Below are 14,726 nucleotides of genomic sequence, written 5' to 3' on the forward strand. Positions count from 1 at the left end.
TCATAATAGTACGATCGTAATTCATTCTTCCGACGCAGACCCCCGGAGAGTGACAAGGGCCGTCGACCAGTCGGTGTCCGCGCGAGCGTATGGAGCGTGGAGCCAGCCGGTCAGGGACTCTTCGCTGGTCCCTCGCGCACCATGGCTCGCACCGTGTCGAGCCGCAGAGTCGCCGGGTCGAGATCGGTGAGGACCCACGTGGCGCCGGCGGCCACCCACGGCGCGGGATCGACGCCGGGGGCAAGGTCGATGGCGACCTCGAACGGCCGCGTCGGGTCCGCGCGCAGTCCCTGGACCCGGTCCACCGCCTCGGCCAGCTGGTCGGAGGACGTGAGGTTCACCGGGAAGAAGCCGTCGAAACGCGCCGCCCGACGCAGTGGACGCAGGTTCCCCGGGAAGGCCGCGACCCAGACGGGGATCGTGCCGCGCACCGGCCTCGGCTCGAACGTCAGGTCGTCGACGAGGTGGTGGGTTCCGTGGTGGTGGACGGGCTCTCCGGTCCACGCGGCCTGCAGGATCTCCAGCGTCTCGTCGAGCCGTTCGGCGCGGGTCCGGTCCTCGACGGGTTCGCCGGTGCGCGAGTACTCTTGGGCGAAGCGGTCGCTGCCGAGCCCGACGCCGAGGACGAGCCGCCCGTTGCTGAGCCGATCGAGCGACACGGTCTCTCGAGCCACCTTGGTCGGGCGACGTCGAGCGAGTGGGCTGACCATTGGCCCGAGGGCGATCCGTGACGTGACCGTGGCCGCTGCCACGAGACTCACCCACGGGTCGCCAACGGCCACAACCGGTGCGCGCCAGGCGATCTGGTCCCAGACGAAAAACCCGTCCCACCCGGCATCCTCGGCGTCGACCGCGAGGTCGGCGATGACGCGCGGCTCGGCCAGCTCGTCAAAGAGCGGCAACCAGACGCCGGCCTTCATCGCGCGCTCCGAGCGGTGTGGGAGACCAGTGCAGCGACGAACTCGTCCCACCGCTCCGACGGCAACTCGTGCCCGGTCTGCTCGAGGACGAGGAGCTCGGCCGACGGGAGTGAGTCGCGCAGCGCCAGCGCGTGGGGGAGGGGGAACACGGGATCGATGTCTCCGTGGACGACCAGAGCAGGTGCCACGACATCGTCGTACCCACCGCCGCGCGGCCCGGGGGTCTCGATGGCGAAGTGGTTGTTCGTGCTGGCCAGGTCGCGGGTGCGGGTCGCGTCGAGGGTGGCGAGGGCGCGCACCTGCTTCTCGTCGAAGAACGGAGAGTCACCCCAGAAGGTCCGAATCACCCGGACCGTGTAGTCGATCCAGGCGTCGCGGTCATCCGGGCCCGGCGCCTCCTCCTCGAATGCCGCCATGAACTCCGGAGTGGGTGGAGGCAGGTCAGGATCGCCCGGCGTCGTCGCCATGAAGGTCACCGTTTCGACGCGGTCGGGGTGGTCCACCGCCAGGATGAGCGCTGTTCCGCCCGACATGGACCGCCCCACGATGTGTGCCCTCTCGACGCCGAGCGCGTCGAGGATGCCGATGGCGTCCTCCGCCAGGTTGTTCATGTCGTATGCCGGGTGGCCGGCCGGGTCGTTCGTCGAACGTCCTGTGTCGCGCTGGTCGTAGCGGATGACGAACCTTCCGCGGGTGGCCAGCCGTTCGCACAGCTCGTCCTCCCACCAGATCATCGAGGCGGCGGCGCCGTGGATGAGGAGGATCGCCGGGTCGCGGGTGTGGCCGAAGGTCTGCATGCAGAGCTCGACGTCGCCGACGGGAATCATCGTTTCGGGGTTCATCAGCTGGTTCATGAGGTTGACGCTAGAGCGATCTCAAGGTCGTGAAAAGCGATGGTTCTTGATGGTGATGATCGTCTAGGGCGATACTGCTGCGATGTTGGATCTTCGACTCCTGGCCGCCCTCGATGCTGTCGCCCGCCTCGGGACCTTCGGCCGCGCTGCCGCAGAGCTCGGCTACACGCAGTCCTCGTTGAGCCAGCAGATCGCCACGCTGGAGCGTCGAGTCGGCGGCGCCGTCTTCGACCGACCCGGTGGAGCCCGGAGGCCGCTCATCACCCCGCTCGGCCGTTTGGTCCTGTCGCAGGCGGAACCGTTGCTTGCGGGGGAGCAGGCGGCCCGCGATGTCATCGATCGCTTCCACGCCGGCGGTGGGCGCGTCGACGTCGGGACGTTCCAGACGGTCACCAACGTGATCCTGCCCGACGTCGTGGAGCGGCTGCGAGCAGAGCACCCGGATGCGGACATCCGCCTGTTCGAGGACGAGACCGAGCAGCCACCGCTCGACGCTCTTGACCTCGTCTTCCTCGACAGCGGGGGGCCCGATGACGCAGACCGGGTCGAGGTCTTCAGGGACGAGCACGTCGTGCTGGCACCGCGCGGCCTCCTGGGCCAGGGTCCGGTGGCGCTCGCGGACCTCGACGGTCGGGCGATGGTCGCCCTGCCGGCGATCTGTGACCAGGCCGTGGTGGAAGGCGCCCTCGACGCCGCCGGGGTGGTCCCCGACATCGTGTTCCGTACGGCCGACAACCAGGGCATCACGTCAATGGTCCGCGCGGGACTCGGCGTCGCCGTCATGCCGGTGCTCGCGGTGTGGGGTCAGCGCAACGACCCAGCCCTGACCTTCCACCCGCTGGAGCACGCTGTGCCCGACCGCGTCGTGAACCTGCTCTCTCGCGGGACGCTCTCGCCCGTGGCCCTCCGATTCCGCGAGCTCGCCGTCGACGCGGGGGCGCAACTCGTCGCCGAGCTCACCCTCTCCCGGAGCGCTTCTCCGCCTCTGCCTTGAGGGCGAAGAGGCGGTCGTCCCAGGAGTCCGCGCGATCCGCCAACCACGATGCCGTGTGCCGCAAGGGTTCGGGTCGCACTCGAAAGCGCACCTCCCGTCCGGTCCGGGAGGACTCCACCAGGCCCGCGTCCGCCAGCACGGTGAGGTGCTTGAGGACGGCCTGCCGCGAGATCGTCAGCCCCCCTGCCACGGCGGTTGCCGTCGCGAACCCGCGTCCCGACACGGACTCGAGCACGGTGCGTCGAGTCGGGTCGGCGAGGGCCGCGAACACCCGGGTCGCGGTGTCCTCGAGCTGTGGCGCAGGAGTCATCGCCCCTCGAGGTGCGTCTTGAGGGCGCCGAGCTCGGTCTCCCAACCGGACTCGTTGTCGCGGTAGTTCTCGGCGACCTTCTCTGGTGCGAGGTCGATCGAGGCGAAGCCGCTCTCGAGGACGCGCACGGTGACGGGCCCGTCGTCGGGTCCCTCGAGGAAGAACTCGACGAGCGTGTTGCCGGTCTCCACTGCGCGCTCGTCCCACGGTGCCCAGCGGAACGCGACGTAACTCTGCTCGCGTGTGTCGTCGACGAGGAGGGGGAATCGGCCGTGCGTGGCGTTGGTGACGTGCCAGACGCCGTCCTTCTCCTCGACGGTGTTGTCGGTGATCGCCCCGTCGTTGATCCACCAGCCCGGCTGGGAGACGAGCTCCCACACGATGGCGCGGGGTGCGTCGATCTGGATCTCGCGGGAGATGGTGTCCTGGATCTGGTCGGTGTTCATGAGGTCCTCCGGTCGGTGACTGATGTGCAACTTCAGAGTTGCACAGAGACGTTCAAGGTGCAACCGTGCAGTTGCATCAGGGTGTGATCGAACAGTCCTCGGGATGCCGACGCGACGAAGTCGACCTAGGGTTACTGACGGTTACCTAGTTGATCGCTTGATCTCTTGGTGACCCCGCTGCGACAACGCCGTCGCCGTGCACCCGTCAGGAGCAGTACATGGCCGATCGCCCCGAGTTCGCCGAAAACCCTGCCACGACCGACCCCGAGGACACCCCGAGACGAGGGTTGAGCCGCCGTCATTTCGGCTACGTCATCGCCGGATCGACCCTCATGGTCGCGGTCGAGCTGTCCCGCGCAGAGACGAGTGAGGCCGCGGTTCCGTCGCCGCCGCAGATCGCCTCGCTGTTCGACCTGCTCGACGCGCAGAACCTCGCGGCCGTGCCGACATCGGGCCTCATCGCCATCGTCGTGAACGAGGACGGCACCGCGACCTTCGCCATCCCGCGCACCGAGGTCGGGCAAGGCATCACGACCTCGACGGCGATGATCATCGCCGAGGAGCTCGACCTCCCGGTGGAACGGGTCAACGTCACCCTGGCGCCGGCTCGCCAGGAGCTGGTCTTCAACCAGCTCACGGGTGGCTCGAGCACGACGTTCACGACCTTCACCCCCATTCGCGTCGCAGCAGCGACGGCACGCACGCGGCTCGTCAACACGGCCGCGGCCCATTGGGGTGTCAGCCCGTCGACGCTGACGACCAAGGCCGGTGTCATCAGCGCGGCAGACGGCCGCACGGTGACCTATGGCGCGATCGCCAAGGCCGCCGCCAGCGCCGTCACCCTCACCATCCCGGTGACCCTCAAGGCGCGCAGCTCCTTCGGTGTCATCGGCACGAGCAGAGGTCGCACGGACGCGCGCGACATCGTCACCGGCAAGAAGGACTTCGCCCTCGACCTCCACGTCCCTGACGCGCTGCCGACCATGGTCGCGCGCCCCCCGACGCACAAGGGAGTGCCGATCTCGGTCGCCAACCTGGCCGCCCTGCGAGCGATGCCCGGAGTGACGGACGTCGTCATCGTGTCCTCCGGGGTCGCGATCCGGGCCAAGACCTTCGGTCAGTGCATCGACGCCGTTCGCGCGGTGGACGCGCAGTGGTCGGGCGGGGCAGTCGCGGGAGCCAGCGACGCAACGGTGCTGGCCGGCATACGCAAGGCCGAGATTCCCATGGTCGTGCCCACGGTGCCGATCCTGACGAAAACCGTCGACGCCAATTTCACGTTCATGTTCCGCAGCAGCGCTGCCCTCGAACCCAATGCCGCCATCGCGGACGTTCGGGCCGACTCGGCCACGGTCTGGGCCGGCGTCAAGGCCCCGATCGTCGCGCAGGCGGAGATCGCCCAAGCCGTCGGCCTGCCGATCTCGGCGGTCAAGGTCAACGTCATCACCGGCGGTGGGTCGTTCGGCCACAAGCTGTTCGCCGACGCCGCGGTCGAGTCCGCGCGGATCTCCAAGGCCATGGGCAAGCCGGTCAAGCTGCTCTGGCACCGCGCCGACGAGCCGCGACAGGGTCGCCTCCACCCCATGTGCACCTCGCGAGTGCGGGCCACGGTCCTCGCCGGCCAGGTGCTGTCCTTCGAGCAGCGCCACACGAGCGTCAAGACCGACTTCGGCCACGGCTTCGGTGACCTCTTCTCGTCCATCGCGGCCAAGCTGCCCACCGGTCTGGGCAACCTCTCGGTGGCCGAGACGGTCTTCCAGCTGACCCAGGAGATCCCCTACAACTTCGGCGTCGTCACCCAGCTGCTCAACGAGACTGACCAGCGCTTCTCGACGGGGGCGATGCGCAACATCTACTCACCCGACGTGCGCACCGCCAACGAGCTCGTCATCGACCGACTGGCCGCGATGTCGGGCCAGGACCCGCTGGCGTTCCGCCTCGCCCACCTCAAGGACGAGGAGGTCAAGGCGGTGCTGCGCAAGGTCGCCGCAGAGGGGCAGTGGGGTCGCAAGATGCCGGCCGGCATGGCCCAGGGCATCGCCATCCACAAGGAGTACAAGGGCGCCACCGCGGTGCTCGTCGAGATCGACTGCAGACCGGAGACGGTGAACCGACGCATCCGCGACGGTGTCGGTGGACCGCGCTTGACCAAGGCGGTCGTGGGCATCGACGCAGGACTCGTCGTCAACCCGACCGGTGTCGAGGCCCAGATGATCGGCGGCTTCAACGACGGTCTCGCCATGGCGCTCACCGCGAGCTGCCACCTCAAGGACGGTCACTTCCTCGAGGCGAGCTGGGACAACTACTTCTACACACGCCAGTGGAACACCCCACCAGACCTGCGCGTCGTGATCATGGACTCCACCTCGGACACCCCCGGTGGCGTGGGCGAGGCCGGCGTCGCGGCGTCCTTCGCAGCGGTGGCCTGTGCCTACGCGCGAGCGACCGGCACGATGCCCACGACGTTCCCGATCAACCACAACGACCCGATCGCCTTCGAGGTCAAGACCTTCATCCCCTCCGTCCCCGAGTCGCCGACCGACGGCCTCTCCTACACCTACTGAGGATCGACATGCCTGAGCAAACCTTCATCCTCAACGGAGAACGCGTCACCGTTGACATCGAGGACAACGTCCGACTTCTCTGGGTCCTTCGCGACGTCCTCGGCGTCACCGGCCCCAAGTACGGCTGTGGCATCAACGTCTGCAAGGCGTGCACGAGCCACATCAACGGCAAGGCCTTCAACCCGTGCTCGGTCAAGGTGTCCGACATCAAGGACACCGACGAGGTGACGACGATCGAGGGCCTGGCCGACACGACGCCCGGCGACGACCTGCACCCCATGCAGGAAGCCTGGCTCGACCGTGACGTCGCGCAGTGCGGCTACTGCCAGCCCGGCCAGATCATGGCAGCCGTCGCGCTCGTGAAAAAGGTTGCGGCAGAAGGTCGTTCGATCAACGACAACGACCTGGACGGCATACGTAACATCTGCCGTTGTGGCACCTACTCCCGCATCCGTGAAGCCATCAAGGACGGCGCCTCACGCATGTAGCCGGACGCCCACAGACAGCGAACTGCCCGCCGCCTCGTCCCCAGGGACGAAGCGGCGGGCAGTTGTCTGCTCAGTGACCGACGGTCTGCGAGTCCGGGTCGCCGACGAGGTCTTGTTCCTCGCGGTCGTCGACCATGGTGGCCTCGTCGAACGGATCCTGTCCGGAGAGCACCCGGTCGAGCTTGGGCCGGTCGAGCTCGCCGACCCAGTGGCCGATGAGGACGGTGGCGATCGAGTTCCCGGCGAAGTTCGTCAGGGCTCGCGCCTCGCTCATCATCCGGTCGATGCCGACGATGAAGCCGACGCCGTCGACGAGGTCCGGGCGGTGCGACTGCAGGCCACCCGCCAAGGTCGCCAGACCGGCGCCAGTGACCCCGGCCGCACCCTTGGACGCGATGATCATGAAGACGAGCAGCGAGATCTGCTGGCCGAGGCCGAACGGCTTGTCGAGAGCCTCGGCGATGAACAGCGAGGCCATCGTGAGATAGATCGCCGTGCCGTCGAGGTTGAACGAGTAGCCCGTCGGGACAGTGATGCCCACGACCGGACGTGAGACACCGAGGTGCTCCATCTTGGCGATGAGGCGGGGGAGTGCGGACTCCGAGGAGGACGTCGACAGGATGAGGAGGAACTCACGGCTGAGGTAGCGCAGCAGCGAGAAGACGTTGATGCCGGTGACGACCTTGAGGATCGTGCCGAGGATGAAGAACACGAAGATCGCGCAGGTGATGTAGAAGGCGATCATGATGAGCGCCAGCGACTTCAGGGCTTCCCATCCGGTGGCTCCTACAACGGCCGCCATCGCTCCGAACGCGCCGATGGGGGCTGCATACATGATCATCGACATGAGGCGGAAGACGAGACGCTCCATGTGCTTGATCCCGTTGAGGATCGGCTCACCGGCGCGACCCATCTTCTGCAGAGCGAAGCCCGCGAGCAGGGCGACGAGCAGGGCCTGGAGCACGGACCCGGAGGTCAGCGCGGAGACGAGCGTGTCGGGGATGAGCCCGAGGATGAAGTCGACGGTGGAGGTGTGCTCCTCGCCCACGGCCTTCTGGCCGCTCGACGCGAGCTCGTCGGTGAGGTGCAGACCGGCGCCGGGCTTGACGATGTTGCCGACGACGAGGCCGATCGCGAGGGCCACTGTCGACATGGTGAGGAAGTAGCCGAGGGCGAGGCCGCCGACCTTGCCGACCTGGGCGGCCTTTCGCACCGATCCGATGCCGAGCACGATGGTGCAGAAGATGATCGGGCTGATCATCATCTTGATGAGGTTGACGAACGCCGTCCCCATCCACTTGAGCTTGACCCCGAACTCGGGGGCGATGATCCCGACGGCGATGCCGGCGACCATGGCGATGATGACGGCGATGTAGAGCCAATGGGTTCGGTCCCGGCGTGCGGGCCGTACGACGACGTTGTCGGTCACGGGTGTCTCCTGGGTCGGGACCCGGTGGTTCCGGATCGGTGAGCGACCCTGAGTCTGCTGGCGGGAGTGACTAGGGTCACCGTTGTGTTCATTGAGTGCCGGGATTCCCTCACGCAGGTGACCCGCCGACCGCATGCGTGGGTATGCCGGTGAGATCGCCTCGCGCGGGCGCCTCACCTTCGCGGTGGAGCGTCGCCACGCAGACGTTCGTGCTGCAGGTGGGTGTGGCGCTGCTCGTGGTCGCCGTCGGGTTGGTCGCGGCCTATGTGCAGGCGCGTCGGGCACAGACGCAGGAGGCGACCTCGCGGGCGATGTCGGTGGCGCGCACGGTCGCGTCGACCCCGGAGGTGGTCGACGCGTTGACTGCGGCTCCGGTTGCTCCGTCGTCGACGTCACCCGTGCAGGAGTTCGCCGAAGAGGTGCGCAAGGCGACGCAGACCGACTTCGTCGTCGTCATGACGCCGAGCGCCGTCCGCCTCTCCCATCCCGACCCGCGCCAGGTGGGCCAACGCTTCCTGGGCCACATCGATGACGCCCTGCACGGGGGTGAGGTCGTCGAGGACTACACCGGCACCCTCGGCCCCTCCCGTCGGGTCGTCGTGCCGGTCGACTCCGATGCCGGACAGGTCGTCGGCCTCGTCTCCGTCGGGATCAAGCGCACCGAGCTGTCCAAGGCGGTGCAGGCGCAGCTCCCGGCCCTCCTCGTCGCCGGGGGCGCGGCGGCCCTGCTCTCCGGGATCGGCACCGGACTCGTCTCCCGGCGCACCCGGCGTCAGACGTTGGGGCTGGGGGAGGCGCAGCTGCGCGAGATGTACGAGTACTACGACGCCGTCCTCCACGCCGTCACCGAGGGCCTGCTCCTCGTCGACGACAAGGGTCGCCTCCAGCTCGCCAACGACGAAGCGGTCCGACTGCTCGGCCTTCCGGAGGGTGCGACCGGACGCCCGCTCGCCGAGCTCGGGCTGGCACCCGCCCTCACCGCAGCACTGTCGGACGGTGAGCGTCGCGAGGACGAGCTCCACGTCACGGAGGCGCGCGTCCTCGTCCTCGGGACGGCGCCGGCAATGTGGGAGGGGCGTCGACTGGGAACCGTGGCCACCCTGCGTGACCGCACCGACCTCGAACACCTCACTGGCGAGCTCGACTCGGCGCGGGGCATCACGGAGGCATTGCGGTCGCAGGCCCACGAGTCGGCCAACCGGATCCACACGATCGTCTCGCTCATCGAGCTCGGGCACACCGACCGCGCCCTCGAGTTCGCGACCGACGAGCTCGCGGTCACCCAGCAGCTCGCCGACGACGTCGTCGCGGCTGTCACGGAGCCTGCGCTCGCGGCGCTGCTCGTCGGCAAGAGCGCGCAAGCGAGCGAGCGTGGCATCGACCTGCGGATCGCGCCGGGTGCCGAGTGGCCCTCCGGTGCCGTGCCGGTCCGGGACGTCGTCACCATCGTCGGCAACCTCATCGACAACGCTTTCGACGCGGTGACGACCGGCGTCTCCGGCGCCGAGCGACGGGTCGACGTGGATGCCCGGGTCGAGCGGAGCTCCGACCCGGGCTCCGACTCACTCATCCTCGAGGTCGCGGACTCGGGTCCGGGACTGCCCGAGGACACGGTCGACCTGGTCTTCCGTCGCGGCTTCAGCACCAAGGGCGAGGGCAGCGCCGGCCGCCGGGGGATCGGGCTCGCGCTCGTCGCCCAGACGATCGACCGGTTGGGTGGCTCCCTCGAGGTGACGGGACCTCCCGGTGCGCGGTTCGCCGTCCGCCTCCCGCTCACCGCGGCCCGCCCCGACAGCCCCGATCTGGGGAGGGTCGATGCCTGAGCCCCTGCGTGTCCTCGTCGTGGAGGACGAACCCGTGGCCGCCGAAGCCCACGCAACCTGCGTCGCGCGGGTGCCGGGATTCGTCGTCGTCGCCATCGCCGCGACCGGCCAGGAAGCCATGAGAGCGTTGCAGGAGAACAAGATCGACGTCGTCCTGCTCGACATGAACCTGCCCGACCGTCACGGCCTCGAGGTCGTGCGAGCCATGCGCGCGGCAGGTCACCACGCCGACGTCATCGCGGTCAGCTCGGCACGCGACCTCGACATCATGCGTTCGGCCGTCTCGCTCGGCGTGGTGCAGTACGTCCTCAAGCCGTTCGCCTTCGCCACCCTGCGCGACCGGCTCCAGGCCTACCTCGACTACCGCGCGACCCACGTGGCGTCGTCCGAGGTCGGCAGTCAGGCGGAGGTCGACGAGGTCTTTGCCGCCGTGCGCCCGGCTCGCGCCGCGACCCTGCCCAAGGGCATGTCCGAGGAGCTGCTCGGCCGGGTGGTGTCTGCCCTGCGTGACTCGGCGCAGCCACAGTCGGCCAGTGAGCTCGCGGCCACGCTCGGCGTGAGTCGGGTGACGGCACGCCGCTATCTCGAGCACCTCCATGACACCGGGGTCGCCACTCGTCGTTCGCGCTACGCCGGCGCGGGTCGTCCCGAGGTCGAGTACGCCTGGCGCACCTGACTCGCCCTGACTCGCACCTGACTTGCACCAGGCAGCACGTCAGTCGTCGAGAGCCTTGAGCAGGGTGAGGTTCTTGGACAGCTCGGCCTCGTCACCGTCGACCGCGGCCCAGAGGACCTCGACGCCGCAGCGCACGATGCACCACAGTCGCCCGACCTCCTCGTCGAGACCCGCGGCGTCACAGGTCACCTCGAGCCGGTGACGCACTGACCAGCGCATCGACGCGCCGGTGCCGAGCTCGTCAAACCTGTTGCGCAACAGCGGATGCAGCTCATAGCCGGCCGCACCTGCGAGCGGCTTGGGGTCGATGGCCAGCCACGGCGCCCGGCGGGCGGCCAGCACGTTCTGGAAGTGCAGGTCCGTGTGGAGCAGCACCCTCGGACCGGGTTCGGCGAGCAGCTCCCTGGCCAGACCCGTGACCCGGGTGACGACGCGTCGGGGGATGTCCGTGCGCTGGCGCAGCCGGGTGAGATACGGATCGAGGTAGGCCGCGAGCGTGCGGATCGTCGGGGGCGCGGCCACGTGCAGCTCGCGATACAGACCACCGATGGCCGTGCACGCCTCATCGATGTCGACGGTCTCCAGGTCCCGGCTCGAGTCGAGTCTCTCGAGCAGCAGCGCACCTCGCGACGGATCTGCGGCCGCGAGCCGGACCGAGCCCCGCCCGTCCCAGGCGCGCAGGGCGAGGTGCTCCTGCGCGGACTCGACGTGCGGCCACCCGACCTTGAGGACGAGCGGCTCGCTGTCGGGGTTGTCACGGCGCACCACGGGATGGACGACGGCGGTCCACCCGGTCATCGGTTCCCCGGCGAGGGCGAGATCCCACTCCTCGAGGCACTCGGCGGTGAGTCGGTCAACGCTCCGCACCCAGTCCGCGCCCGTCGGTCCACCCTCCGCTGGGAGGCGGCTCATCCAGGTGAGCCACTCCGGCGGCGCGTGGGGGCTGGACCGGCTTTCGCTCACGCGAGTCCGGGAAAGGCAGAGAGGGGTATGCCGTGTCGCTGGGCCAGCGCTGCCACGGTGCCGAGCCAGCTGGGAACCGTCGCAAACACGGTGGCCGCGTCGGCATCGGCGGCGCTGAGCATCGGGAGCGCGGCGCCGAACGCGCCGAGCAGGGTGGCCATCGCTTCGGTGGCCAGAGTCGCGGATGCTGCGGGTGTCGTCACGGGATGTGGGAGTGGCAGACCGAGCTCGGGCGCCGGGGCTGCGTCACCAGCTGCCTCGACCAGCTCGGCGGTGAGGGAGTGGAGCTCGGCCAGGTGCGCGGTCCAGACCTTGCGGACGGCCACGTCTGAGCGGGCGGCCGCGATCTCGAGGAAGTAGCTCGCCGTGCGCACCGCGGTGATGACGGGCGCGAGAACCGCTGGAGTCGACCAGGCCGCCGCGGCAGAAGGTGAAGCCGAAGGGGCCACCGTTGACGCGGTGCCGGTGGGTGTCGCAAGGCCGAGGGCGGCGTGGGCCTGCGCCAACACGGCGAGGAGAGTCGGACGCAGCTCAGCCTCGGCGGCCTCACACCCCTTGCCCGCGGCGACGATCGTGCCCTCGACCGTGGCCAGGGGTGCGGGGGCGACCGGGACGGAGGGCGAGGGGGACACCGCGGCCGACGGGGACGGCGACCCGCTCGCCGACGACGTCGGTGACGGCGTGGCAGCAGGGAGCTCGCCCTCGGGGACGCCCCTCTGGCGCAAGGCGTCGTGCAACACGGTGGCCTGCCGCCCGTGCAGGGGTGCGAGCAGGGCCGAGATCGTCACCTTCGGATCCACCGGTGCCAAGGCCGCCGACTGCAGTGCGGCCAGGAGCCGAAGCAGCGCGTCCTCGCCGTCGATGGGCGAACGGGTGGGCACGAGCGGAACGTGTGGGGCATCGTCCTCAAGTCGGATGCCGCACCCCGAGAGAGCGGCGACGACTGCTCCGAGGGCCCCCGCCGTCACGAGGCGCCGGGACGGGGCCGGGCCCGTCGAGGTGACGTCACGCATGGCGGCATCCTCGCACGCGTGGAAGCGCATGGCCGTCCCCGGCTAGAGTGGGCGTCGCTGCGGCGGCCACGCCAACGGTCACCGCGGCTCGAGAACTACAGAGAGGGAGACCGATGAGCCGGGACACCGGAGTGCAAGAGCTGATCGACGGTGCACTGCACGGTTCGGGAGTTGTCCTCGAAGAGGTGGTCGTGACTCCCGCTGGACGCCGTCGCGTCGTCAGGGTCGTCGTGGACCGTGCCCTCGAGGTCACCGGTGACGTCACCGAGACACTTCCCTCCCTCTCGCTCGACGAGATCGCCAGTGCCACGCACACCGTGAGCGATGCCCTCGACGAATCCGACGTGCTCGGGGAGCAGCCCTACACGCTCGAGGTCACCTCGCCCGGCGTCTCGCGTCCGCTGACCGCGGCCTCGCACTTCCGTCGCAATGTTGGCCGCCTCGTCGTCCTCACCCCGCAGGACGGTGAGCCCGTCACCGGCCGCATCGTCCGCGCCGGCGACGACGACCTCACCCTGCTGGTCCCGGCCGTCAAGAAGGCGCCCGAACGTGACGAGATCTTTGCGTATGCCGCGATCGACCGTGCCGATGTGCAGGTCGAGTTCTCGCGCAAGGACGACACAGACACCACCACCCCCGAGGATGACCTGAACGCGTCGTCCGACAAGGAGAACTGACCATGGACATCGATCTCGCCGTCCTCCGGGGAGTCGAGCGCGAGCGCGACATCTCGCTCGACGTGCTCATCCCCGCGATCGAGCAGGCCCTCCTCCTCGCGTACCAGCGCACCGACGGGGCCTACCGCAACTCGCGCGCCGAGCTCGACCGCAAGACGGGGCACGTGACGATCTGGGCCCGGGAGGAGTTCGAGGTTCCCGTCGAGGAGGAGCCCGAAGCCCCCGCCGAAACCCCCACCCCCGACACTGCGTCTGCGGATGTGGCTGCTCCAGCGACCGAATCCGCAGGCGCAACGGAGGAGCGGGTGGAGCGTCCGGCTCCGCGCATGCGCCGCGAGTACGGCCCCGAGTTCGACGACACCCCGACCGACTTCGGTCGCGTTGCCGCCGCGACCGCCCGCCAGGTCATCGTCCAGCGTCTGCGCGACATCGAGGACGACGCGATCATGGGCGACTTCAAGGGTCGTGAGGGTGACATCGTCGCCGGCGTCATCCAGCAGAGCCCGGACCCGCGCCACGTCACGGTCGACTTCGGCACGGTCGAGGGCATCCTGCCGGTCGCCGAGCAGGTCCCCGGCGAGAAGTACGTCCACGGCCAGCGCCTGCGCGTCTACGTCGTGAGCGTCAAGCGTGGACTGCGCGGACCCCAGATCGGCCTGTCACGCACGCACCCCAACCTCGTGCGCAAGCTCTTCGCCCTCGAGGTCCCCGAGATCGCCGACGGCAGCGTCGAGATCGCCGCCCTGGCCCGCGAGTCCGGCCACCGCACCAAGATCGCGGTGCACACCAAGGTCGCGGGACTCAACGCCAAGGGCGCCTGCATCGGCCCGATGGGTGCGCGCGTGCGCGCCGTCATGGCCGAGCTGCATGGCGAGAAGATCGACATCGTCGACTTCAGCGAGGACCCGGCGTCCTTCATCGCCTCCGCGCTCAGCCCGTCACGGGTGCAGTCGGTCGAGATCGTCGACTGGCAGCTGCGTGCGGCCCGGGTCATCGTGCCCGACTACCAGCTCTCCCTCGCCATCGGTCGCGAGGGGCAGAACGCCCGCCTGGCTGCCAAGCTCACCGGCTGGCGCATCGACATCCGCTCCGACAACCCCACTGCAGGGGCCGGTCAGGGTGGCGCCGAGCCGTCCGGTGACGCGCCGGACGCTCGCTAGGCGCTAGAGTGGACGGGACCGACCGGACTGGACCCCGAGCTCGGGCGTCGCACGCTGAGGCGAGCACACGGCATACATCGTCAAAGATGGAGCCAGTGCGCACCTGCGTGGGATGTCGAGTCTCGGATAGCCGGTCGGCACTCCTGCGAGTGGTCGTCGGAGGTCCAGGGGCTCTCGTTCCTGATCTTCGACGGTGTCTTCCGGGGCGCGGCGCATGGCTGCATCCCACCGGAGACTGTTTCGACCTCGCCGTCCGACGACGGGCGTTCGGGCGTGCGCTGCGTGTCAGCGTGCCTCTGGACACCGCAGCCGTGGCGGAGTGGATCGCCACCCACGAGCAGACAACCAACCAACCCTCCCCAGGGAACCGACCGTAGCTCTGAACAAGAGAGTGGTTTGACGCTGATGA

Annotated in this window: 15 protein-coding genes; 8 read left to right on the forward strand and 7 right to left on the reverse strand. The window is 69.1% G+C overall.

Features of this window, described 5'->3' with window-relative positions; all coding sequences use genetic code 11:
- Window positions 1-110 precede the first annotated feature (110 nt).
- Both JNB_RS19815 and JNB_RS19820 read right to left on the reverse strand, forming a co-directional pair.
- A complete protein-coding gene (locus tag JNB_RS19815; RefSeq protein WP_009778327.1) occupies window positions 111-920 on the reverse strand; it encodes an LLM class flavin-dependent oxidoreductase in 810 nt (269 codons plus the stop codon).
- Window positions 917-1,774, reverse strand: a complete 858-nt coding sequence (locus JNB_RS19820) for an alpha/beta fold hydrolase (RefSeq protein WP_009778328.1) — start codon at window positions 1,772-1,774, stop codon at window positions 917-919. The genes JNB_RS19815 and JNB_RS19820 overlap by 4 nt, the downstream gene beginning before the upstream one ends.
- Window positions 1,775-1,856: 82 nt before the next feature.
- On the opposite strand from JNB_RS19820, the gene JNB_RS19825 reads away from it, so the two are divergent.
- Window positions 1,857-2,768 carry a LysR family transcriptional regulator gene (locus JNB_RS19825; RefSeq protein WP_009778329.1) on the forward strand — a complete coding sequence of 304 codons (912 nt, stop codon included), beginning with the start codon at window positions 1,857-1,859 and terminating at the stop codon, window positions 2,766-2,768.
- On the opposite strand, the gene JNB_RS19830 is transcribed toward JNB_RS19825, so the two are convergent.
- Window positions 2,731-3,078 carry a helix-turn-helix transcriptional regulator gene (locus tag JNB_RS19830; RefSeq protein WP_009778330.1) on the reverse strand — a complete coding sequence of 116 codons (348 nt, stop codon included), beginning with the start codon at window positions 3,076-3,078 and terminating at the stop codon, window positions 2,731-2,733. The genes JNB_RS19825 and JNB_RS19830 overlap by 38 nt on opposite strands.
- Window positions 3,075-3,524, reverse strand: coding sequence for a hypothetical protein (locus tag JNB_RS19835; protein WP_009778331.1), 450 nt, complete (start codon window positions 3,522-3,524; stop codon window positions 3,075-3,077). Before JNB_RS19835 ends, JNB_RS19830 begins: the two co-directional genes overlap by 4 nt.
- Window positions 3,525-3,742: 218 nt before the next feature.
- On the opposite strand from JNB_RS19835, the gene JNB_RS19840 reads away from it, so the two are divergent.
- Both JNB_RS19840 and JNB_RS19845 read left to right on the forward strand, forming a co-directional pair.
- The gene (locus tag JNB_RS19840; protein ID WP_009778332.1) at window positions 3,743-6,088 is read left to right on the forward strand and encodes a molybdopterin cofactor-binding domain-containing protein; all 2,346 of its coding nucleotides are present in this window, start codon (window positions 3,743-3,745) and stop codon (window positions 6,086-6,088) included.
- An 8-nt stretch (window positions 6,089-6,096) separates the two neighbouring features.
- Window positions 6,097-6,576 (forward strand): (2Fe-2S)-binding protein, encoded by a 480-nt coding sequence (locus JNB_RS19845; RefSeq protein ID WP_009778333.1) that lies wholly within the window; start codon window positions 6,097-6,099, stop codon window positions 6,574-6,576.
- A 70-nt stretch (window positions 6,577-6,646) separates the two neighbouring features.
- On the opposite strand, the gene JNB_RS19850 is transcribed toward JNB_RS19845, so the two are convergent.
- Window positions 6,647-8,005, reverse strand: a complete 1,359-nt coding sequence (locus JNB_RS19850) for a C4-dicarboxylate transporter DctA (RefSeq protein ID WP_009778334.1) — start codon at window positions 8,003-8,005, stop codon at window positions 6,647-6,649.
- 143 nt (window positions 8,006-8,148) lie between these two features.
- On the opposite strand from JNB_RS19850, the gene JNB_RS19855 reads away from it, so the two are divergent.
- Both JNB_RS19855 and JNB_RS19860 read left to right on the forward strand, forming a co-directional pair.
- Window positions 8,149-9,828: a sensor histidine kinase gene (locus tag JNB_RS19855; protein ID WP_009778335.1), complete on the forward strand. Its 1,680-nt coding sequence runs from the start codon at window positions 8,149-8,151 to the stop codon at window positions 9,826-9,828.
- The gene (locus JNB_RS19860; protein ID WP_009778336.1) at window positions 9,821-10,504 is read left to right on the forward strand and encodes a response regulator; all 684 of its coding nucleotides are present in this window, start codon (window positions 9,821-9,823) and stop codon (window positions 10,502-10,504) included. Before JNB_RS19855 ends, JNB_RS19860 begins: the two co-directional genes overlap by 8 nt.
- 39 nt (window positions 10,505-10,543) lie before the next feature.
- On the opposite strand, the gene JNB_RS19865 is transcribed toward JNB_RS19860, so the two are convergent.
- Both JNB_RS19865 and JNB_RS19870 read right to left on the reverse strand, forming a co-directional pair.
- A complete protein-coding gene (locus tag JNB_RS19865; protein WP_009778337.1) occupies window positions 10,544-11,416 on the reverse strand; it encodes an aminoglycoside phosphotransferase family protein in 873 nt (290 codons plus the stop codon).
- Between the two features lie 47 nt (window positions 11,417-11,463).
- Window positions 11,464-12,480, reverse strand: coding sequence for a hypothetical protein (locus tag JNB_RS19870; protein ID WP_148232526.1), 1,017 nt, complete (start codon window positions 12,478-12,480; stop codon window positions 11,464-11,466).
- Window positions 12,481-12,593: 113 nt separating this feature from the next.
- Between JNB_RS19870 and rimP the strand changes: the two genes are divergently transcribed.
- From rimP to JNB_RS21095, 3 genes are all read left to right on the forward strand, one after another.
- Window positions 12,594-13,157 carry a ribosome maturation factor RimP gene (gene rimP, locus JNB_RS19875; protein ID WP_009778339.1) on the forward strand — a complete coding sequence of 188 codons (564 nt, stop codon included), beginning with the start codon at window positions 12,594-12,596 and terminating at the stop codon, window positions 13,155-13,157.
- Between the two features lie 2 nt (window positions 13,158-13,159).
- Window positions 13,160-14,317, forward strand: a complete 1,158-nt coding sequence (nusA, locus tag JNB_RS19880) for a transcription termination factor NusA (RefSeq protein WP_009778340.1) — start codon at window positions 13,160-13,162, stop codon at window positions 14,315-14,317.
- Between the two features lie 86 nt (window positions 14,318-14,403).
- Complete coding sequence (locus JNB_RS21095) at window positions 14,404-14,694, forward strand: YlxR family protein (protein WP_083784548.1); 291 nt, start codon at window positions 14,404-14,406, stop codon at window positions 14,692-14,694.
- Window positions 14,695-14,726 lie beyond the last annotated feature (32 nt).

This window comes from Janibacter sp. HTCC2649 (assembly GCF_000152705.1).
GTDB lineage: Bacteria > Actinomycetota > Actinomycetes > Actinomycetales > Dermatophilaceae > Knoellia.

What these genes read in the sequence shown, in the direction of transcription:
- JNB_RS19840 (WP_009778332.1), top strand. Translation starts at nt 3,743, where the DNA reads ATGGCCGATCGCCCCGAGTTCGCCGAAAACCCTGCCACGACCGACCCC.
- JNB_RS19815 (WP_009778327.1), bottom strand. Translation starts at nt 920, where the DNA reads ATGAAGGCCGGCGTCTGGTTGCCGCTCTTTGACGAGCTGGCCGAGCCG.
- JNB_RS19870 (WP_148232526.1), bottom strand. Translation starts at nt 12,480, where the DNA reads ATGCGTGACGTCACCTCGACGGGCCCGGCCCCGTCCCGGCGCCTCGTG.
- JNB_RS19860 (WP_009778336.1), top strand. Translation starts at nt 9,821, where the DNA reads ATGCCTGAGCCCCTGCGTGTCCTCGTCGTGGAGGACGAACCCGTGGCC.
- JNB_RS21095 (WP_083784548.1), top strand. Translation starts at nt 14,404, where the DNA reads ATGGAGCCAGTGCGCACCTGCGTGGGATGTCGAGTCTCGGATAGCCGG.
- JNB_RS19845 (WP_009778333.1), top strand. Translation starts at nt 6,097, where the DNA reads ATGCCTGAGCAAACCTTCATCCTCAACGGAGAACGCGTCACCGTTGAC.
- JNB_RS19820 (WP_009778328.1), bottom strand. Translation starts at nt 1,774, where the DNA reads ATGAACCAGCTGATGAACCCCGAAACGATGATTCCCGTCGGCGACGTC.
- JNB_RS19865 (WP_009778337.1), bottom strand. Translation starts at nt 11,416, where the DNA reads ATGAGCCGCCTCCCAGCGGAGGGTGGACCGACGGGCGCGGACTGGGTG.
- JNB_RS19825 (WP_009778329.1), top strand. Translation starts at nt 1,857, where the DNA reads ATGTTGGATCTTCGACTCCTGGCCGCCCTCGATGCTGTCGCCCGCCTC.
- JNB_RS19830 (WP_009778330.1), bottom strand. Translation starts at nt 3,078, where the DNA reads ATGACTCCTGCGCCACAGCTCGAGGACACCGCGACCCGGGTGTTCGCG.
- rimP (WP_009778339.1), top strand. Translation starts at nt 12,594, where the DNA reads ATGAGCCGGGACACCGGAGTGCAAGAGCTGATCGACGGTGCACTGCAC.
- nusA (WP_009778340.1), top strand. Translation starts at nt 13,160, where the DNA reads ATGGACATCGATCTCGCCGTCCTCCGGGGAGTCGAGCGCGAGCGCGAC.
- JNB_RS19835 (WP_009778331.1), bottom strand. Translation starts at nt 3,524, where the DNA reads ATGAACACCGACCAGATCCAGGACACCATCTCCCGCGAGATCCAGATC.
- JNB_RS19855 (WP_009778335.1), top strand. Translation starts at nt 8,149, where the DNA reads ATGCCGGTGAGATCGCCTCGCGCGGGCGCCTCACCTTCGCGGTGGAGC.